The 21,192-nt window shown below is 59.1% G+C and carries 11 protein-coding genes and 1 pseudogene; all 12 read left to right on the top strand.

What is annotated here, in order from left to right; translation table 11 throughout:
* Positions 1-68 precede the first annotated feature (68 nt).
* The 12 genes and pseudogenes from NQ559_RS02345 to NQ559_RS02290 all read left to right on the top strand — a co-directional run bounded on the left by NQ559_RS02345 (position 69) and on the right by NQ559_RS02290 (position 20,936).
* A complete protein-coding gene (locus NQ559_RS02345; protein ID WP_018695090.1) occupies positions 69-1,007 on the top strand; it encodes a FecR family protein in 939 nt (312 codons plus the stop codon).
* Positions 1,008-1,171: 164 nt separating this feature from the next.
* A pseudogene (locus NQ559_RS02340) lies at positions 1,172-4,553 on the top strand (SusC/RagA family TonB-linked outer membrane protein).
* Between the two features lie 14 nt (positions 4,554-4,567).
* The gene (locus NQ559_RS02335) at positions 4,568-6,169 is read left to right on the top strand and encodes a RagB/SusD family nutrient uptake outer membrane protein (protein WP_026318228.1); all 1,602 of its coding nucleotides are present in this window, start codon (positions 4,568-4,570) and stop codon (positions 6,167-6,169) included.
* A 25-nt stretch (positions 6,170-6,194) separates the two neighbouring features.
* Entirely contained in the window at positions 6,195-7,337 is a 1,143-nt protein-coding gene (locus NQ559_RS02330; RefSeq protein ID WP_018695094.1) for a glycoside hydrolase family 18, read from the top strand.
* 8 nt (positions 7,338-7,345) lie between these two features.
* Positions 7,346-8,521 carry a DUF1735 and LamG domain-containing protein gene (locus NQ559_RS02325; RefSeq protein WP_018695095.1) on the top strand — a complete coding sequence of 392 codons (1,176 nt, stop codon included), beginning with the start codon at positions 7,346-7,348 and terminating at the stop codon, positions 8,519-8,521.
* Between the two features lie 27 nt (positions 8,522-8,548).
* Entirely contained in the window at positions 8,549-10,000 is a 1,452-nt protein-coding gene (locus NQ559_RS02320) for a BT_3987 domain-containing protein (RefSeq protein WP_018695096.1), read from the top strand.
* Between the two features lie 111 nt (positions 10,001-10,111).
* Positions 10,112-11,545, top strand: coding sequence for a BACON domain-containing protein (locus NQ559_RS02315; RefSeq protein WP_169342429.1), 1,434 nt, complete (start codon positions 10,112-10,114; stop codon positions 11,543-11,545).
* 229 nt (positions 11,546-11,774) lie between these two features.
* Positions 11,775-13,076: an MFS transporter gene (locus tag NQ559_RS02310; RefSeq protein ID WP_018695098.1), complete on the top strand. Its 1,302-nt coding sequence runs from the start codon at positions 11,775-11,777 to the stop codon at positions 13,074-13,076.
* Position 13,077: 1 nt separating this feature from the next.
* On the top strand, positions 13,078-14,085 hold the full coding sequence (locus tag NQ559_RS02305) for a glycoside hydrolase family 130 protein (protein ID WP_026318229.1): 1,008 nt from the start codon (positions 13,078-13,080) through the stop codon (positions 14,083-14,085).
* The gene (locus NQ559_RS02300; RefSeq protein WP_018695100.1) at positions 14,085-16,358 is read left to right on the top strand and encodes a GH92 family glycosyl hydrolase; all 2,274 of its coding nucleotides are present in this window, start codon (positions 14,085-14,087) and stop codon (positions 16,356-16,358) included. Before NQ559_RS02305 ends, NQ559_RS02300 begins: the two co-directional genes overlap by 1 nt.
* Before the next feature lie 17 nt (positions 16,359-16,375).
* On the top strand, positions 16,376-18,604 hold the full coding sequence (locus tag NQ559_RS02295; protein WP_018695101.1) for a GH92 family glycosyl hydrolase: 2,229 nt from the start codon (positions 16,376-16,378) through the stop codon (positions 18,602-18,604).
* Positions 18,605-18,617: 13 nt separating this feature from the next.
* Entirely contained in the window at positions 18,618-20,936 is a 2,319-nt protein-coding gene (locus NQ559_RS02290; RefSeq protein ID WP_018695102.1) for a GH92 family glycosyl hydrolase, read from the top strand.
* Positions 20,937-21,192: the final 256 nt, after the last annotated feature.

The following is a 21,192-nucleotide window of genomic DNA, read 5'->3' as shown; positions in this document are numbered from 1 at the left end:
CGGACTTTCCCTGAAAAAAGTGCGATTTTTTTCAGGGATTTCCCCGGCTGGGGTGTTATCTCTATGTCATGGAAAAAGAATTACTACACCGGTTTTTTGACGGGCGCGCGTCCGTAGAAGAGGAAAAACAAGTCCTCGACTGGATCGACCGTGATCCGGCCAACCGCAGGGAACTGCTTGCCGAGCGCCGTTTGTTCGATTCGATGCTGATGCTGGCCGACCCCGGACGCACGACACGCAAGCCGAAGGTTTTGACCCTGCCGCGCTGGACACGCGAAGTCCTCAAATACGCTGCGGTCATCCTGGTCATTGCGGGAGCAGGGGGTATCTATGTCTCGCGGATGTATGACAAGTTCCTGTTGACGGGCAATACGATCACCGTCCCGGCAGGCCAGCATATCGACGTGCAGCTGCCCGACGGCACGAAGGTCTGCATGAATGCGCTTTCCGAACTGCATTACCCGACTTTCTTCGTCGGGCGCGAGCGGAAGGTGCGGCTCAAGGGCGAGGCATTCTTCGACGTGTCGCATGACCGGAAGCATCCTTTCGTCGTCGAGACCTATGCCTGCGACGTGGAGGTGCTGGGTACGAAATTCAACGTCAAGGCCCGTTCGGAAGACGGGGAATTCGTCGCCTCGCTCGTCGAGGGTAAGGTGCGCGTGACGGATCGCTTCAATACGAACAACCATGTCGAGCTGCGCCCGCGCGAACAGGTGACACACCTCAACGGACGGCTGATCCTGGGGCGGATACCCGAGCACGAAGGGTTCCTGTGGCGCGAGGGGCTGATTGCTTTCCGCGACGCTTCGTTCGGGGATTTGCTCGATGAGTTCGAGAAATATTACGGCGTGAAGATCGAGGTGCGGCGCCAGGATATACCGACCAACCTTTTCACCGGGAAGATCCGTATCTCCGAGGGTATCGACCATGCCCTGTGGGTTTTGCAGCAGAGCGCCGATTTCCAGTATACGCGCAACGAACTGAAAGACATGATTTATATACACTGACCAACCTAACCTGATTGTAGTACCTAAGCCCAGATTTATGTGAAAAATTGCCCCAGACCTTAGACGAATGATGAGGCGTGCTCCGGACAGCGCCTTTAACAACCCCTCCCCCGACCAGGGCAGGAGATCCGGAAAAACCAATAACCTAATTAACTGACCAACGTATGAAAATGAAAAACCAAGCGAGAGTTAGGTTTCTCTTGCCTGTTTTGACACTTGTATGCTGCCTTTTCGCGGGCACGGCAAGTGCGCAGTCCGTACCGGTAACCCTCCGGGTTTCGGACGCTCCCCTTGAGCAGGTGCTCAGTGCAATCGAAAAGCAAACCACCTACCTGTTCGTGTACGACAAGAATGTGGACGTGGCGCGCCGCGTGTCGATCGATGTGAAGGATACGCCGCTGAACAATGTGCTCAATACGCTTTTCCAATCCTCCGATATCGCTTATGCCGTCGAGAATACGTCGATCGTACTCTCGCAGAAAGCTCCGGCCGCACAGCCCGGCCAGCCTGTCACCGTGACGGGCAAGGTCGTCGATGCTTCCGGTATGCCGGTGATCGGCGCTGCGGTCATTATCAAAGGGACTACGATCGGTACGAGTACCGGCGTGGACGGCGATTTCTCGCTGCAAGTTCCCCCCCCCCTCGGCTGATGCTGTATTAGAAATCAATTATTTAGGCTACGAACCGATCGCACAGGCCGTAGGCAGCCGCACCAACATCACCTTTACGCTCCGGGAGTCGGCGGTGGATGTGGACGCGGTCGTGGTTACGGCCCTCGGTATCAAACGCTCGGAAAAGGCGCTGTCGTACAACGTGCAGCAGGTCAATTCCGAAGACATCGTAGCCAACAAGGACGTCAACTTCATCAATTCGCTCAGCGGCAAGGTCGCCGGTGTGACGATCAACTCGTCGTCGGGCGGCGTCGGCAGTGCCTCGAAGGTCGTCATGCGCGGTCAGAAATCGATCTCGCAGTCTTCGAACGCCCTCTACGTGATCGACGGCGTGCCGATGTTCACGACGGCCCGCGACGGCGGCACGGAGTTCGCCTCGCAGGGTACGACCGATCCCATTGCCGACATCAACCCCGAGGACATCGAGTCGATGTCGGTGCTGAACGGTGCGGCCGCGGCTGCGCTCTACGGTTCGGATGCCGCCAACGGTGCCATCGTCGTCACGACCAAGCGCGGCAAGGCGGGCTACACTTCGGTGACCGTTTCGAGCAGCACGGAGGTGATGTCCCCGTTCATCCTTCCCGATTTCCAGAACCGTTACGGTACGGGCGACCTCAATTCGACCGAGAGTTCTTTCGTCCGCAGTTGGGGCAACCGCCTGAACAGTTCCAACTACATGGGCTACAATCCCCGCGACGACTATTTTCAGACCGGCGTAACGGGTACCGAGAGCGTGTCGCTCTCGACAGGTACCGAAAAGAACCAGACCTATTTCTCGGCCGCGGCGGTCAATTCGCGCGGTATCGTCCCCAACAACGGTTACGACCGATACAACTTCACGTTCCGCAATACCACCTCGTTCCTCAACGACAAACTGAAACTCGACGTGGGTGCCAGCTATGTGATGCAGAAAGACCGCAACATGACCAACCAGGGTACCTACAACAACCCGCTGGTCGGCGCTTATATCTTTCCGCGCGGCAATGACTGGGGCGATATCGAGATGTACGAGCGTTACGATCCCGCCCGCCGTCTCTATACGCAGTACTGGCCCGTGGGCGATGCCGGCATGACGATGCAGAACCCCTATTGGATCAACTACCGTAACCTGCGCGAGAACAACAAAGACCGTTACATGCTGAGTGCCGCGCTTTCGTACGACGTGCTCGACTGGCTCAATGTCTCCGGCCGTATCCGGGTCGACAACAGCAGCAACGACTATACGGAAAAGTTCTATGCTTCGACCTTCACGCAGCTGACCGAGGGCTCGAAAAACGGTCTTTACGGCATCACGAAGACCAAGGACAAGCAGGTCTACGGCGACGTGCTGGTGAATATCAACAAGACCTTCGGCGAGAACTGGTCGCTCCAGGCTAACGTCGGAGCCTCGATCTCGGACATGCGCTACGATGCCATGAAGGTGCGCGGCCCGATCCCCGACGGCGAGATCACCGACGAGAAGCCCTTGCTGGCCAACGTCTTCAACGTGCAGAACCTGAGCAATACCTCCAAGACCAAGCGGTTGCAGGAAGGGTGGCGCGAGCAGACCCAGTCGGTCTTCGCTTCGGTCGAGGTCGGCTTCAAGAACACCTATTTCCTCACGCTGACCGGCCGTAACGACTGGCCTTCGCAGCTGGCCGGCGAGCACTCGGTGAAGAGCTCGTTCTTCTATCCTTCGGTCGGCGCTTCGGTCGTGCTGTCGCAGCTCATCCCCGAGATGCCGAAGAACCTCTCCTACGTCAAACTCCGTGCGTCGTACGCATCGGTGGGTGTGGCCTTCGAGCGCTATCTTGCCAATCCGCGTTACAGCTGGAGCGAGAGCGGCCTGAACTGGAGCACCCAGACCCGCTTCCCGATCTACAACCTCAAGCCCGAGCGCACCAAGTCGTTCGAGGTCGGTCTGACGATGCGCTTCCTGCGCCACTTCAACCTCGACTTCACCTACTATAACACCAAGACGCAGGATCAGACCTTCGAGCCCAATATTTCCACCGGTTCGGGTTCGTCCAAGCTGACCATCCAGTCGGGCAATGTCCGCAACCGCGGTTTCGAGGTCGCCTTGGGTTACAGCAATACGTGGGGCAGGTTCTCGTGGGATTCGAACTACACGCTGTCGGCGAACAAGAATAAGATCCTTTCGCTGGCCGACGATGTGGTCAACCCCGAGACCGGCGAACATTTCTCGGTCGACCAGCTCGATATGGGCGGTCTGGGCGATGCCCGCTTCATCCTCCGCGAAGGCGGTACGCTCGGTGACTTCTATTCGCGCATCGACCTCAAGCGAGACAGCAACGGAGCCGTCTATATCAACGAGAAGGGCGAAATCGCAAAGGAGCCGGTGACCGATGTGGCGAACTACATCAAACTGGGCAGCGTGCTCCCCGATGCCAACATGGCATGGCGCAACGACTTCCGCTGGCGTAACTTCAACTTCGGGTTCATGGTGTCGGCCCGCCTGGGCGGCGTGGTGTTCTCGCGTACGCAGTCCATGCTCGACTACTACGGTGTTTCCGAAGCTACGGCTGCCGCCCGCGATGCCGGCGGTGTTATGATCAATGGCAACGACCTGGTGGATGCCAACAAGTGGTATACGGCTATCGGCGGCGGTAACTCCGTGCCCCAGTATTATACCTATTCGGCTACCAACGTGCGCCTGCAGGAAGCTTCGATCGGCTATACGATTCCCAAGAAGACGCTGGGCGACATCTGCGAGATCACGTTGTCGCTCGTCGGCCGCAACCTGTGGATGATCTACAACAAGGCTCCTTTCGATCCCGAGACCATCGCTACTACGGGTAACTACTACCAGGGGGTCGACTATTTCATGTCGCCCTCGATGCGCAATATCGGTTTCAACCTCAGAGTTAAATTCTAATCTGCACGATGACTATGAAATTCAATATATTAAAACCGGCTCTGGCTGCGTTGGTACTTGTCGGTACGGCCTGTACTGCCAACTACCTCGATATAAATACCAATCCCTACGAGCCGTCGGAGGACGACATGCAGACCGACGGTTATATCATCGGCTCGGCGCTGACCTCGCTCGCGAGCACGGTCGTTTCGACCGACGTCAATACGGCGCAGTTTACCGATGTGCTGCTGGGCGGCCCCATGGGCGGATATTACTCCACGACGGGCAAGTTCGACAATACGATCATGAACTACAACCCGACGGATGACTGGACGAACGTCTTTATGTACAGCGACAAGACGATCCCCGTGCTCTATTCGAACCTGCGCGAGCTGAAGAAGGTGACCGAAGATCCCATCGTGCTGGCGATCGCCGACATCATCAAGGTGGCCGCCATGCACCGTGTGACCGACGCCTACGGCCCGATTCCTTATTCGATGATCGGCGAGAACGGCCAGATCCAGGTGCCGTACGATTCGCAGGAGAAGGTTTACGACAAGTTCTTCGAAGAGCTGGATGCCGCGATCAAGGTACTTACCGAACACCGCACGGACGCCATCTCCGCCAAGGCCGACTATATCTACGGCGGCAGCGCCGAGAAATGGTGCAAACTGGCCAATTCGCTCAAACTGCGCCTGGCCATGCGTATTGTCTATGCGAACGAGGCTAAAGCCCGCGAGATGGCCGAATCGGCTGTGAACAGCGAGGTGGGCGTCATCACGTCGAATGCCGACAACGCCAGGCTGACGTCGTTCGGTGCCGACGGCAACCCGATTTACGTGGCTGTCAACTACAACAAGCCCGCAGATTGCCTGACGGGCGGCGATACACATGCCGCTGCCGACATTATCTGCTATATGAACGGTTACTCTGACCCGCGCCGCGAGAAATATTTTACGAAGTCGGAGTGGGAGGGCCATACCTATGTGGGTATCCGCCGCGGTATCGTGATACCCGATTTGAATTCCGTCGGACGCAAGTATTCGGGCGTCAACATCTCGGTTTCCTCGCCCGTCACGTGGATGAACGCAGCCGAGGTCGCCTTCCTGAAGGCTGAGGCGAAGGGGGTCTTCGGGTTCAATATGGGCTCCGGCGAAGCCGAGGATTTCTATAACGAAGGCATCCGCCTCTCGTTCGAGGAGTGGGGTGTGTCGGGCGCCGACAATTACCTGGCCAATGCCACGGGCAAACCGCAGCTCTATGCCGATCCTGCCAATTCGAATTCTTATTCGCAGGAGTTGTCCGACATTACCATTGCCTGGGATGCGGGTGCTTCGCCTGCCCAGATGCAGGAGCGCATCATCACGCAGAAGTGGATCGCCAACTGGCAGGTGGGCAATGAGGCTTGGGCCGATTACCGCCGCACGGGTTATCCCCGTCTGATGCCTGCCACCGAGAACGGCAACAAGAGCCTCGGGGTGGTCGATTCCGAGCTCGGGGCGCGCCGCATGCCTTATCCGGCAGACGAATACACGAACAACAACGTGAACGTCAACAATGCGGTTTCGTCGCTTTTGAAGGGTGCCGACAACATGGCGACCCGTATGTGGTGGGATTGCAACCCCGCAATCAAATAATAACCAATCCGAACGCTAAACGATTATGAAACGAAATATCAAGAAATTTCTGTTCCCGGCCGTAGCCGTTGCAGCCCTCTCTCTTGCGGCGTGCAGCGACTGGACCGAAACCGAAAGCCTCGACATCAACTATCCTTCGCTCGAGGAGCAGAACCCCGAGCTCTACAAGCAGTACCTCCAGGCGCTCCGGGATTACAAGGCGGGCGAGCACAAGGTCGTCTTCGTCTCGATGGACAATACCACCTCGGCTCCGGCCCAGCGCAACGAGCACCTGACGACCATGCCCGACAGCGTGGACATCATCTGCCTGATGAATCCCGACAACCTGCATCCGACCCTGGCGGGTGAATTCGCCAAGGTGCGCGAGAAGGGCACCCGGGTGATCTACAACATCGACTATAATGCGATCGAGAAACTCTGGGAGAAAGTCCTCGCAGATGAGGAGGCCAACAAACCCAAAGAACCTGCTGCGCCCGATACGCCCGAGGCAACTCAGGACGAGGGCGGCGAAGGCGGCGGCGAGGGCGAACCGACCCCCGAGGAGGAGCTGGAGCTCCGTTTCCTGGAGTTCTGCAGGCAGCAGACCGTCAGCCAGCTGACCCTGTGTGCCAAATATGGTTACGACGGTGTCCAGGTGAACTATACCGGCCGTGCCCCGCAGGCTATGCAGGACGAGGAAATAGCGCAGTATGCCGCACGCCAGGAGGCGTTCTTCTCGAACGTGAAGACCTGGAGCGGCGCCAACTCCGGCAAAGTGCTGGTCTTCCAGGGCAATCCGCAGAACCTCATCGACAAGTCCGTCCTGGGCGAATGCGATTATATCGTCATCCCGGCGCTGACCGCAACTTCGGCCGACAAGATGTCGTTCGCCGTGCTGATGGCCGCCGTGGAAGATGTTCCGACCGACCGGTTCGTCATCGGCGTGACGACCCCGTCGCTCACCGACCTGAGCGATGAGAGCGGCTATTTCTCCGGCTACGAGGCCGACGGCAAGACACGTGTGCGTGCCACCAAGGGCGCTGCCCAGTGGGTCGTAAGCCCGGCGTCGGGCTATGAGAAACTGGGTATCTCCATCGCCAACGCGCAGAACGACTATTTCAACCTGACTTTGGTTTATAAAAACATCCGGGAGGCGGTCGATATCCTGAATCCCGCACCTAAAAACTAATGCGACCTATGAAACTCAACAAGTTAAATATTGCTGTCGCGGCTCTTGCCGCCGTCGCTCTGGCAGGCTGCAAGAACGAGGATCTGTCCAGGCAGCATTACGACAATAAACTTTTCATCTCGGCGACGAATTTCACCGACGAGATGCTTATCAAGGCTGCGAATCCCTCCTATGAGCGCGAAATCACGGCCGGCATCGCCAAGCCCGTCGGGCAGGACATTTCGATCGAGTTCGCCGCGGCTCCCGAACTGTTCGACCACTACCGCCAGGCCTTCTACGACGAGGACGTGAAACTGCTCTCCGAGGAGTTCTACCAGTTCGATGAGACGAAGACCAGGATACAGGCCGGAAGCGTGGCGAGCGTTCCCGTGACGATCAGGTTCGTCGACGTGAACCTGCTGGACAAGAACGAGCGCTATGTGCTGCCCGTGACGATCCGTTCGGTGTCGGGTATCGACGTGCTGCCCAGTGCCCGCAGTGTTTACTATATCTTCAAGGGTGCCGCGCTTATCAACGTCGTGGCCGGTATCGCCGAGAACCGTGCATGGCCCGACTGGAAGGATGCCTCGCCCGTAACCAACATGCGTACCTTCACGCTCGAGGCGCTGATCAACGGCAATGCGTTCAAGAACCAGATCTCCACCATCATGGGTATCGAGGGCAAGTTCCTCGTCCGTATCGGCGATTCGGGCGTGGATCCCAACCAGATACAGGTGGCTTCGTCGAGGAACCTGACCAATTCGGATCTCAAACTCGATGCCGGCCGCTGGTACCATGTGGCCGTGACATTCGAGTCGGGAAACGTGAAAGTATACCTCGACGGTGCGGAGAAGTGCAGCGGCAACGTCGGTACTTCGTCCGTGAATTTCGGCGTAGCCCATTCCGACGAATCGGACGGCAAGCCCCGTTGCTTCTGGATCGGTTATTCGTATGCCAGCGACCGTTATTTCGACGGCCAGATCTCGGAAGTGCGTATCTGGAACAAGGCGCTGACCCCCGAGGAGATCAATGCCCCCGACCATTTCTACCAGGTGGCCGCGGCTTCCGACGGACTGGTGGCCTACTGGAAATTCGACGAGGGAGCCGGCAAGACCATCAAAGACCAGACCTCCTACGGGAACGACCTTACCGTCGAGAAGGAGTTGAAGTGGGTGAATGTATCGCTTCCCGAGCTGGGTAAATAATCTGCTAACCTTTAACCTGAAACGATTATGAACACCAAGAAATATCTGAAATACAGCATCCTTCCGCTTGCGCTGATGTTGGGTGGCCTGGCATTCACGGCCTGCACCGACGACATCGAGGGCGGCAAGCCTGTCGACGAGGGGGCATACGACGCCGTGAAGCGCGTCGACGGCATGTTGCTCGACGTGACGTCGAACAAGAACGAGTCGGTGATCGAACTGCGCTCGGACAAACACCAGACCGAGGTCTTCTTCCGCCTTACGAAAGCGCCGCAGAAGGGTGTCGACGTGAAGATCGAGATGGATCCCGCTTATCTGGAAACCTACAATGCCGAACACGGGACGGAGTTCGAACTCTTCCCCGCGGCCAATGTCGCCATCGACCGCGAGGGCAAGCTGCTGCTGGCCCCGGACGAGATCCGTTCGGTCGGGGTGGGCGTTACCCTGGCCGCAGGCAGCGAATTGCAGGAGGGGACGACCTATCTGCTTCCGCTCAAGGCAACCTCCTCGACCGAGGGTATCACGCTCTCGGAAAAGGCGCAGCATGCGGTCTATCTGGTGAAAGACCTGCGAGCCCAGGGCGACGCTTACAAGGGCCCCGACGCCGTGAGGAACGTGTGCTATTTCGAGGTCAACGACACCAACCCGCTCAATGCGCTGGAGTTCGTGCTCAAGGACAGCGGCAAGCTCTTCTTCGACGACATCATCCTTTTTTCGGCCAATATCAATTACAATGCGGAAACGGGACGGGTCTATGTGCTGAACAACCCCAACGTGCAGTTCCTGCTGGACAACAACGAGCAGTTCCTGCAGCCGTTGCGCAAGCGTGGCATGAAGGTGATCCTCGGTATCCTGGGCAACCACGATGCCGCCGGCGTGGCACAGCTGTCCGATATGGGCTGCCGCGAGTTTGCCAAGGAGCTGGCCGCTTATTGCAATGCCTACAACCTCGACGGCGTCGGTTTCGACGACGAGTATTCGAACTCTCCCGACCTGAGCAATCCCTGGTTTGCGCCGTGGTCGTCGGCTGCCGCCTCCCGGCTGCTCTATGAAACCAAGAAAGCCATGCCCGATAAAACCGTCATGGTTTACTATCTGGGCGGTATCAATAGCCGGATGCCTTCTGTCGACGGGGTCGAGCCGGGCATGTTCGTCGACTATGCCGTCGCCGATTACGGGGGAACCGCAGCGCCGATGCAGGGCATGACCGTCAAGCAGTGCTCCGGCATGTCGATCGAGTTGAACCGGGGCAGCGGGGATTCGAGCGAGGGCACAGCCCGCTCGAAGAAGGAGGCCGGATACGGCTATTACATGTTCTTCGCACTGGGGCATACCAATTCGTTGGTAAGCGATTTCAGCGACTATCGGTTCCAGGTGAGCCGTTGCCAGTCTGTTGCCCGGGGCCTCTATGACGAGGAACTGCTGATGCCCGAGTATTATTACAAAAAGAACGACGCAACGCGTTATAAACTGCCTTAATCCGATTGTGTGCTGTACTCCCCGCAGCACGCCGCTGCGGGGAGTGCAGTTCGACTGAGAACCTAAAACAACGTAGATTTTATGAAAAAGATATTTATAGCGTTTGTAGCGGTGGCCTGTGCGCTCAGCGCCTGTTCCGACGACGATACGGCGGACGACCTTTCCCGGGCCACGATATCCATTACCCCCGATGCCATCCCCGCCGGGCCTGACGGGACGACGACGCAGGTGACCGTAACCAGTTCGGGAGACTGGCGGCTCGCAGGTGTCTGCGACTGGGTGCATCCTTCGGCCGAAGCCGGGAAGAGCGGCGATGTGGTAACCTTCACGATCGATCCGAATACAAGCGAAGAGAGCCGTGAAGCGGCCTTCAAGTTCTTTACGGGATCGGCTGTCGCTCCCCTGAAAATCGTTTCGGAAGCGGGCTATTCGCTGACCCTTCTTTCCGAGGAGAATATGACCGTCGAAGCATTGAGCACCGATATCCAGGTCAAACTGCATACGAACATTCCGGAATTGGCCGTCGCGTTTTCCGACGGCGGCGGGGATTGGGTCACGTATGTCGGGCGCAACGACGTTTTCGGCAACACGGTCTTGAAGTTTACCGTTGCCAAGAACCCGGATTACGATGACCGTTCGACCGTGGTCACGGTCTCGGGCATGGGGCAGTCGGTCGATATTCCGCTGACCCAGAACCGGATATATGCAATCAATATCGAGGATACGGCATTTGAGTTTGACCTTGCGGAGCGTTCTTTCTCCGTTGATGTGAATGCCAATGTAGATTACAAAGTAATGATTAGCGACGATTGGATCACGCAGGTGCCCGAAACCCGTGGGCTGGAAACGAAGACGCTTACATTCCATCTCGGAGCGGCAACTACCAGTCGCGGAGGTAAGATTACGATTGAGGGTGCTGGCATTACCAAAGAGTTGTCCGTTATCCAGAAAGATCCGAATGCGACACTGATTTCGTTTGTCGATAAGGATTTTGTAAAGTGGCTGCAACAACAGGGCTGGATCGTCGCATTGGGGTCTACTTCCGGAATCATTACGGAGAAAGGGTTGGCCGCCACCGAGTTGTCATATAACCCCAGCTACTATGGTACCCAATGGACATCGCTGGAGGGGATCGAAAACTTCACGAACCTGGAAAAGATCAATGTCATGAGTAATGATCTAAGTGAAATAGACCTTTCCGGTTTGACAAAGGTAAAAGAATTGAATTGCACCAAGAATTATGGGTTGGCCTTGATTAATCTTGGAGACAATCCGATCGAATCGTTGTCGCCGCTGGGAACCGATTATGCGGATGTCGAGAAGTTTACGATGATCGGTAACAAGTTGCTATCGCTGGATCTGACAGTAGCCTCCTACTATGTTTGGTATGACGGGATAACCTCGATCGACGTGTCGGGTTGTCCGGCACTCCAGACTCTTAAATGCGATCGTGGGGAGAAGGTGAAGTCGCTCTATCTCAAGAAAGGGCAGGATATTCCGCACCTGACCAAGAATGCCGCGACGGAGATCGTATATGTAGATTGATTTCTCTGCAGGATTCGATTCTGACGACCGTGCAGTCGCGAGCCGCAAGACCCGCCGGCTGCACGGTCTTCTTTCCCGGGGAATTAAATTGCCGGCCGCTTTAGTAATCCTACGCCCGAAATTGTATTACTTTACGGATGCAAAGATGATAACCGCCCGGAATACCGATCGCGTGCGGAAAGATTTTATTATCTTTGTGCATCCCTAACCTAAAACCGGAGAAGACCCGATGATTTCGACAGTTAAAAAAACTTCGCCGCTGGCCTGGGTGCCTACGGTCTATTTTGCGATGGGGCTTCCGTTCGTCGTGCTGAACATGGTCTCGGCCGTCATGTTCAAGGATATGGGGATTTCCGACGCCCGGATCGCGTTCTGGACGTCGCTGATCATGTGGCCGTGGACGATCAAATTCCTGTGGAGCCCCTTCCTGGAAATTTTCCGCACCAAAAAATTCTTCGTCGTCACGACGCAGCTCCTGAGCGGCGTGTTGTTCGGCCTTGCTGCGCTGGCGCTGCATATGCCCCATTTCTTCGCCGTCACGGTGGGGGTCTTCGCGGTGGTGGCCTTCAGTGGCGCCACGCACGACATCGCGGCCGACGGCGTTTACATGTCGGAGCTCTCGACCGAGGATCAGGCGCGGTATATCGGCTGGCAGGGGGCGTTCTACAACCTTGCGAAACTGGTCGCCACGGGCGGCCTGGTCTGGTTCGCGGGCTGGCTCAGCAAGCGTTTCAGCGATTCCGGGGCGGCGACCTTCGATGCCTATGTGCAGTCGTGGACGGTGGTGCTGGCGATCCTTTGCGGCCTGCTCGTCCTGCTGGGTATTTACCACAGCCGCGAGTTGCCGTCGGGCGGAAGTGCGGCTGACGGACATTCGCTGCGGGAAGGGCTGCGCAGCCTGAAGGAGGTGATCGCGGCGTTCTTCACGAAAAAGCATATCTGGTATTACATCGCCTTCATCGTCTTCTACCGCCTGGGCGAGGGCTTCGTGATGAAGATCGTGCCGTTGTTCCTCAAGGCGGATACCGCGGCCGGAGGGCTGGGGCTTACCAACCAGCAGATCGGGTTGTACTACGGCACGTTCGGCGCCGGGGCATTCCTTTTGGGATCGCTGCTCGCGGGCTACTATATCGCCCACCGCGGGCTGAGGCGCTCGCTCTTCACGCTGTGCTGCATTTTCAACCTTCCGTTCGCGGTCTATGCGCTGCTGGCATGGTTCCAGCCGCAGTCGATGTGGCTCGTGGGCGGCGGCATCGTCGTGGAGTATTTCGGCTACGGGTTCGGGTTCGTGGGACTTACGCTCTTCATGATGCAGCAGGTGGCCCCGGGTCGGCACCAGATGGCGCACTACGCTTTCGCCTCGGGCATCATGAACCTTTCGGTGATGCTCACCGGCGCCGTTTCGGGTTACCTGAGCGACTGGAAGGGCTACGGCGTCTTCTTCATCGTGGTCATGCTGGCGACGATCCCCGCCTTTGTGATGACCTGGTTCGTACCGTTCACCTATGATGATAAACCAACAACCAAATAACATGAGCAATCTGAAAATAATGGGCCCGGCACTGCCGGATATGCCGTGGGAAGAGCGTCCCGCGGGGAGCAAGGAGGTTATGTGGCGCTATTCTGCCAACCCGATCATCGGGCGCGACGCGCTTTCGACCTCCAACTCGGTCTTCAATTCGGCGGTCGTGCCGTTTAAGAAGGGCAAGTACAACTATGCGGGTGTTTTCCGCTGCGACGACACGAACCGCCGCATGCGCATCCATGCGGGCTTCTCGGTGGACGGCATCGACTGGGACATCCGCGAGGAGGACTTCAACCTGGTGGGCGGCGACGCCGAGATCTCGGAGTGGGTCTACGGCTACGACCCGCGTGTGGCTCAGATCGGGGACAAATACTACGTGACGTGGTGCAACGGCTACCACGGCCCGACGATCGGCGTGGCGTGGACGGAGGATTTCGAGACGTTCCACCAGCTGGAAAACGCCTTCATCCCGTTCAACCGCAACGGCGTGCTGTTCCCCCGCAAGATCGGCGGGAAATTCGCGATGCTTTCGCGTCCGAGCGACAACGGGCATACGGCGTTCGGCGACATTTTCTATTCCGAGTCGCCCGACATGGAGTTCTGGGGACGCCACCGCCACGTGATGTCGCCCGCGGCGTTCGAGGTTTCGGCCTGGCAGTGCATGAAGATCGGCGCGGGGCCCGTGCCCATCGAGACCAGCGAAGGGTGGCTGTTGTTCTACCACGGGGTGCTCCGTTCGTGCAACGGCTACGTCTATGCGTTCGGCTCGGCATTGCTCGACCTGGATGAGCCGTGGAAAGTCACGGCGCGCAGCGGCCCGTACCTGATCTCCCCGCGTGAGACGTACGAGTGCACGGGCGACGTGCCGAACGTGACGTTCCCCTGCGCGGCGCTGCACGACCCCGCGACGGGGCGCGTTGCGGTCTACTACGGGTGTGCGGACACGGTTACGGGATTGGCTTTCGGATATATCCCTGAAATCATCGAATTTACGAAAAAACACTCGATCCTGTGATGCCGCTGCGACGAACGCTCTTAACTGCTGCGCTCGCCGCAGCCGTTTTCTCGACACCGCTGCGTGCGCAGGAGCCTGCCGATTGGGTCGACCCGTTCATCGGGACGACCAATTTCGGGACGACCAACCCCGGCGCCGTATGCCCCAACGGGATGATGTCGGTCGTGCCGTTCAATGTGATGGGCTCCGACGAGAACCTCTACGATAAGGACGCCCGGTGGTGGTCGGCGCCCTATGAGTACCGCAACAAGTTCTTCACGGGCTTTGCACACGTCACCCTGAGCGGCGTAGGATGCCCCGAGCTGGGCTCGCTGCTGGTAATGCCGACGGCGGGTGCGCTGGACGTCGATTACCGCAACTACGGCAGCGCATATACCGGCCAGACGGCCTCGCCGGGCTACTATTCGAACCTGCTGACCAAGTACGGTATCCGCACCGAGGTGACGGCCACGCCGCGCACGTCGGCCGAGCGCTATACCTTTCCGGAGGGTACGGGACATATTCTGTTAAACCTGGGCGAGGGGCTTACCAACGAGTCGGGAGCCTGGGTGCGCCGCGTGAGCGACACCGAGGTCGAGGGCATGAAACTGCTGGGCACGTTCTGCTACAACCCGCAGGCGGTGTTCCCGGTCTATTTCGTGATGCGCGTCTCGAAACGCCCCGCGGCCACCGGGTTCTGGAAGAAACAACCCCCGAAACAGGGCGTCGAAGCCGAGTGGGACAAGGATGCCGGCAACTACAAGCTCTATACGCAATACGGCAAGGACATTGCCGGCGACGACGTCGGCGTGTGGTTCTCCTACGACATGCAGCCGGGCGAGCAGGTCGAGGTGCGCATGGGCGTTTCGTTCGTATCGGCCGAGAACGCCCGCCTGAACCTCGAAGCCGAGCAGCAGGGGCGCTCGTTCGACGACATTCGCGCGGCCGCACGCCGCACGTGGAACGACGACTTGGGGCGCATCCGCGTCGAGGGCGGTACCGAAGCGCAGAAGAAGGTCTTCTATACGGGGCTTTACCATGCGCTGATCCACCCCAACGTGCTGAGCGACGTCAACGGCGAATACCCCGCGATGGAGAGCGCCGAGATCCGCACGGCCGAGGGCAACCGCTATACGGTCTTCTCGCTGTGGGATACTTACCGCAACCTGCACCAGCTGCTGACGCTGGTCTACCCCGAACGCCAACTGGAGATGGTGCGCTCGATGGTCGGCATGTACCGGGAGTGGGGCTGGCTCCCCAAGTGGGAACTTTACGGCCGTGAAACTTTCACCATGGAGGGCGACCCGTCGATCCCCGTGATCGTCGATACCTGGATGAAGGGGCTGCGCGATTTCGATGTGGACGCCGCCTACGAGGCGATGCGCAAGTCGGCCACGACGCCGGGCGCGCGGAACAGGATGCGCCCCGACATCGACCCCTACATCGAAAAAGGCTATGTGCCGCTGGGCTTCTACGCCCGCGACCTTTCGGGCGACAACTCCGTGTCGCACGCCCTGGAATACTATATCGCCGACCACGCGCTGTCGCTGCTGGCCGACTCGCTCGGCAAAAAAGACGACGCGGCGCTGTTCCGCGCCCGCTCGCTCGGCTATAAGAACTATTACAGCACCGAGTCGGGCACGTTCCGTCCGATTACCAAGGAGGGTAAGTTCCTCACGCCCTTCGACCCGCGCCAGGGCGAGAATTTCGAACCCGTCCCCGGCTTCCACGAAGGTTCGGCCTGGAACTATACGTTCTATGTCCCGCACGACGTGGCCGGACTGGCCCGACTGATGGGCGGCAGACGCCGATTCATCGACAAGCTGCAGATGGTCTTCGACCAGGGGCTGTACGACCCGGCGAACGAACCCGACATCGCCTATCCTTACTTGTTCAGCTATTTCCAGGGCGAGGAGTGGCGTACGCAGCGCGAGGTGCGGCGTTTGCTGGACAGGTACTTTACGACAGCCCCCGACGGCATCCCCGGCAACGACGACACGGGCACCATGTCGGCGTGGGCGGTCTTCTCGATGATGGGCCTCTACCCGGACTGCCCGGGGGAGCCTTACTATACGCTTACATCGCCCGTTTTCGACAAGGTGACCGTTACGCTCGACCCGAAATACTATCCGGCCGGGGAGCTCGTTATAGAAACGGAGCGCTCCGGAGCCGGCGACCTCTACATCGGCTCGATGACCCTCGGCGGCAGGCCGCTGAAGAAATACCGCATTTCGCATGGCGAACTGGTGGGCGGCGGCCGGCTGGTTTTCGGATTGCAACCCGAACGCAAATAAAAACAACATATGTCCCTATGAATTTAAAATCTCTCTCAGCTCTCGGCGCAGGCCTGCTTCTGGCGGCCTGCTCGCAGGCACCCCGTACGGATTCGCTGACGCAGTATGTCGACATGCGTATCGGCACGGGCGGCCACGGCCATGTATTCATGGGCGCCAACGTCCCGTTCGGCGCCGTACAGCTCGGCCCCACGAGCATCCCGCAGTCGTGGGACTGGACGTCGGGCTACCACATTTCCGACACGACGGTCATCGGTTTCAGCCACACACACCTGAACGGCACCGGTATCGGCGATCTGTTCGACGTCACGGTGATGCCCGTCGTGGGGCAGGTGACCTATGCCCGCGGCACGGAGGACGACCCCCAGTCGGGCATGTGGTCGTATTTCAGCCACGCCAATGAAAAGGCCCGCCCGGGCTATTACGCCACGCGGCTCGACCGCTACGGCATCGACGTGGAGCTGACCGCCACCAAGCGCGTCGGCCTGCACAAATACACCTTCCCGGCATCGGCCGATGCCGCCGTGGTCTTCGACCTCGAGAACGGCGGCTGCTGGGATGCCCCGACCGAAACCTTCATCGAGCGTGCCGACGACCATACGATCAGCGGCTACCGCTACTCGACGGGCTGGGCGAAAGACCAGCGGGTCTATTTCACGGCCGAATTCTCCAAACCCTTCAAGTCGCTGGCCATTTACGAGGGCGGCGAGGGCGGCGGCCTGCGCGAAGGCGACAGCTTCAGGGCGGAGCGCCTTTACGGCCGAGTCGGTTTCGACACTTCGGCCGGAGAGACGATCTATGTCAAGGTCGCCATTTCGCCCGTGAGCATCGAGAATGCACGTCTGAACATGCAGTCCGAGCTTCCCGGCTGGGACTTCGAAGCGACGGCCGCCGCCGCCGACCGGGCGTGGGACGCCGAGTTGCAAAAGGTGCGCATCGAGACTTCGGACGACGCCGCACGCCGCATTTTCTATACGGCGCTTTACCACACGATGGTCGCCCCGTCCGAATTCTGCGACGTGAACGGCGACTACCGCGGTTCCGACGGCAAGATCTACCGCGCCGCGCCGTTCGTGAACTATACGACTTTCTCGCTGTGGGACACCTACCGCGCCGCCCAGCCCCTCATGACGATCCTCCACCCCGAGAAGATGCCCGACATCGCTAATACGATGCTCCATATCTACCGGCAGCAGGGCAAGCTTCCCGTATGGCACCTGATGGGCAACGAAACCGACTGCATGGTCGGCAATCCCGGTATCCCGGCCCTGGCCGATGCCGTGCTCAAAGGCTACGGTGGCTTCGACAGGGAGCAGGCCTACGAGGCGCTCAAGCAGTCGGCGATGCTCGGCGAGCGGGGTATGGATCTGCGCATGAAATACGGCTATATCCCCTGCGACCTCTTCAACGAGGCGGTGGCTTACGACATGGAGTACGCCCTCGCCGACTGGGCCGTGGCACAGGTCGCCAAAGAGCTGGGCAAGACCGCGGATTACGACTATTTCCTCGAACGAAGCAAATCCTACCGCCATTTCTTCGATCCGCAGACCCGCTTCATGCGCGGCCTCGATTCGAAAGGCAGATTCCGCACGCCGTTCAATCCCTTCGCCTCGACCCACCGCGAGGACGACTACTGCGAGGGCAACGCATGGCAGTACACCTGGCTCGTGCCGCACGACGTCGAGGGGCTGATCGGCTGTTTCGGCGGCAAGGAAGCCTTCACCGGGAAACTCGACTCGCTGTTCGTCGTCAGCTCCGTGCTCGAGGGGGCCGCCTCGCCCGATATTTCGGGCCTGATCGGTCAGTACGCCCACGGCAACGAACCCAGCCACCACGTCGTCTACCTCTACACGATGATAGGCCAGCCGGCCAAGACCGCCGACAAGGTGCGCGAGATACTGACGACGCTCTACCACGACCAGCCCGACGGGCTTTCGGGCAACGAGGACGTGGGGCAGATGTCGGCATGGTACGTCCTCTCGTCGCTGGGTTTCTACCAGGTCGAACCCGCCGGGGGCCGCTATTTCTTCGGCTCGCCCCTGTTCGACCGGGCCGAGGTGCGTGTCCGCGACGGCGTGCTGACCGTCACGGCGCATAACAACTCCGCCGCGAACAAATACATCCAGGCGGTGAAGCTCAACGGCAAACCCTACACCAAGCCCTATATCGCCTTCGACGACATCGCCGCCGGCGGCAGGCTCGAATTCGAGATGGGTGCCCAACCCGCAGTGTGGTATGAACTCTAAACATCGAAAGATCATGAAAAAAGGATATATCGCTTTTGCCGCCCTCTGTGCCGCCGCACTCGCTTCGTGCACATGCCCTTCGGCCGGAGAGCAGCGCCTCCGTCCTTCGGAGTACGTTTCGACGCTGGTCGGTACGCAGTCGGATTTTTCGCTCTCGACGGGCAACACCTATCCGGCCATCGCCCTGCCGTGGGGCATGAATTTCTGGACGCCCCAGACCGGCAAGATGGGCGACGGCTGGGCATATACTTACGGGGTGCACCAGGTGCGGGGATTCAAGCAGACCCACCAGCCCTCGCCGTGGATCAACGATTACGGCCAGTTCTCGCTCATGCCCGTGCGCGGGGAGGACAAATTCGACGAGGAGTCGCGCGCCAGCTGGTTTTCACACCAGTCCGAAGTGGCCAAACCCTATTACTATAAGACTTACCTCGCCGACCATGACATCCGCGTGGAGATCACGCCGACCGACCGCGCCGCAATGATGCGCTTCACCTTCCCCGACTCGAAGGAGTCGGGCGTGGTGATCGACGCCTTCGACCGCGGTTCGCAGGTCGGGATGGTCGACGACCGTACGATCGTCGGTTATACCACGCGCAACAGCGGCGGTGTGCCGGAGAATTTCCGCAACTGGTTCGTCGTGCGCTTCGATACGCCGTTCAGCGCCATCGAGCTGACCGATGCCCCCGGCGGATACAAACCCGGCAGCAACCTGCTCTATCCCGAAGGACAGAAGTCCGTCACGGGCGAACATGCCGTGGCCAAGGTGCATTTCGCAACCCGCCGCGGCCAGCAGATATGCGCCAGCGTGGCGTCGTCGTTCATTTCTCCCGAGCAGGCGTTGCAGAACCTCCGGGAGCTGGGCAGCGACGATTTCGAAACGGTGAAGTCCAAAGCGCAGGCGCGCTGGGACGACGTGCTGGGACGCATCGAGGTCGAGGGCGGTACGGTCGACCAGTACCGTACGTTCTATTCGTGCCTCTACCGCTCGGTGCTCTTTCCGCGTAAGTTCTACGAGGTGACCGACCAGGGCGAGGTCGTGCATTACAGCCCCTACAACGGCGAGGTGCTCCCCGGCTACATGTATACCGACACCGGGTTCTGGGACACCTTCCGCAGTCTTTTCCCGCTGCTGAACCTCGTTTACCCCTCCGTGAACGCCGAAATCCAGCAGGGACTCGCTAACGCCGCTCGCGAGAGCGGTTTCCTGCCCGAATGGGCGTCGCCCGGGCACCGCGGCTGCATGGTGGGCAACAATTCCGCTTCGGTGGTTGCCGATGCCGTGGTGAAGGGCACGAACGACAAAGACCTCGGGGTGCTCTACGATGCGATGGTGTACGCCACGGAGCACGTGCACCCGACCGTTGCGTCGACCGGACGCTGGGGACACGAGTACTACAACGAGCTGGGATATATCCCTTACGACGTGAACATTCCCGAGAACGTGGCCCGCACGCTCGAATATGCCTACGACGACTGGTGTATCCTCCAGGTCGCCAGGAAACTGAACCGTCCCCAGGCTGAACTGGACAAGTGGGCGGCGCGTGCCCGGAACTACCGCAATGTCTTCGACCCCGAGACCCGCCTGATGCGCGGCCGCCTCAAGGACGGCAAGTTCCAGGCGCCGTTCAGCCCCTACAAGTGGGGCGACGCCTTCACCGAGGGTAACTCGTGGCATTATACGTGGTCGGTATTCCACGACGTCGAGGGGCTCGTCGACCTGATGGGCGGCCGGGAGCAGTTCGTCCAGATGCTCGACTCGGTATTCGTCGTGCCGCCGATCTACGACGACAGCTACTACGGATTCCGCATCCACGAGATCACCGAGATGCAGGTGGCCGACATGGGCAACTACGCCCACGGCAACCAGCCTGCGCAGCACATGATCTACCTCTATAATTATGCGGGTGCCCCGTGGAAAGCCCAGTACTGGGCGCGCGAGGTGATGGATCGCCTCTACTCGGCCCGCCCCGACGGCTATTGCGGCGACGAGGACAACGGCCAGACTTCGGCCTGGTATGTCTTCTCCGCCCTGGGGTTCTATCCCGTCTGCCCGGCTTCGGACGAATACGTCGTCGGTTCGCCGCTGTTCCGCAAGGCCGTCGTGAACCTCGAAAACGGGAATAAGATCGTGCTCGAAGCGCCGGACAACAGCCCCGAGAACCGTTATATCGGAGCCGTGCAGTTCGACGGGAAGGCCTATACGCATAATTTCCTGCGCCATTCCGACCTCGTGAAGGGTGCCGGCGTCCGCTTCTCGATGCGCCCCGAACCCGATTACACGCGGGGTATGGAGCCCGGGGATGCCCCTTACTCGTTCAGCCGCGAATAGCACGGACGGGTCGAACCGATGTCAATCCGTCGCGGCCGGTTCCGGCTGCGGCGGATTTTTTGTTTTTGCCGGAATCCCGAAATGTCGATAATTTGTCAATAGAATATGCCCGGGGATTTTGTAAATCGGCTGAAAAGCGCTATTTTTGTAGCGTTGTTTTGACAATTGTTAGGTTAATCCGAACACCTCCCCATGACATCTACCGACAGAATCGACCAACGCGAACGTAAGAAACAGCAGGGCCAGGCCGCTGCGT

It is taken from the genome of Alistipes onderdonkii (assembly GCF_025145285.1).
Taxonomy (GTDB): domain Bacteria; phylum Bacteroidota; class Bacteroidia; order Bacteroidales; family Rikenellaceae; genus Alistipes; species Alistipes onderdonkii.
The sequence above is the reverse complement of the archived record's forward strand: the minus strand, read 5'-3'. Positions and strand labels throughout refer to the sequence as shown.

Bases quoted from the DNA above. Each gene is read 5' to 3' on its own strand.
- NQ559_RS02345 (WP_018695090.1), top strand. From the start codon at position 69: ATGGAAAAAGAATTACTACACCGGTTTTTTGACGGGCGCGCGTCCGTA.
- NQ559_RS02335 (WP_026318228.1), top strand. From the start codon at position 4,568: ATGAAATTCAATATATTAAAACCGGCTCTGGCTGCGTTGGTACTTGTC.
- NQ559_RS02330 (WP_018695094.1), top strand. From the start codon at position 6,195: ATGAAACGAAATATCAAGAAATTTCTGTTCCCGGCCGTAGCCGTTGCA.
- NQ559_RS02325 (WP_018695095.1), top strand. From the start codon at position 7,346: ATGAAACTCAACAAGTTAAATATTGCTGTCGCGGCTCTTGCCGCCGTC.
- NQ559_RS02320 (WP_018695096.1), top strand. From the start codon at position 8,549: ATGAACACCAAGAAATATCTGAAATACAGCATCCTTCCGCTTGCGCTG.
- NQ559_RS02310 (WP_018695098.1), top strand. From the start codon at position 11,775: ATGATTTCGACAGTTAAAAAAACTTCGCCGCTGGCCTGGGTGCCTACG.
- NQ559_RS02305 (WP_026318229.1), top strand. From the start codon at position 13,078: ATGAGCAATCTGAAAATAATGGGCCCGGCACTGCCGGATATGCCGTGG.
- NQ559_RS02300 (WP_018695100.1), top strand. From the start codon at position 14,085: ATGCCGCTGCGACGAACGCTCTTAACTGCTGCGCTCGCCGCAGCCGTT.
- NQ559_RS02295 (WP_018695101.1), top strand. From the start codon at position 16,376: ATGAATTTAAAATCTCTCTCAGCTCTCGGCGCAGGCCTGCTTCTGGCG.
- NQ559_RS02290 (WP_018695102.1), top strand. From the start codon at position 18,618: ATGAAAAAAGGATATATCGCTTTTGCCGCCCTCTGTGCCGCCGCACTC.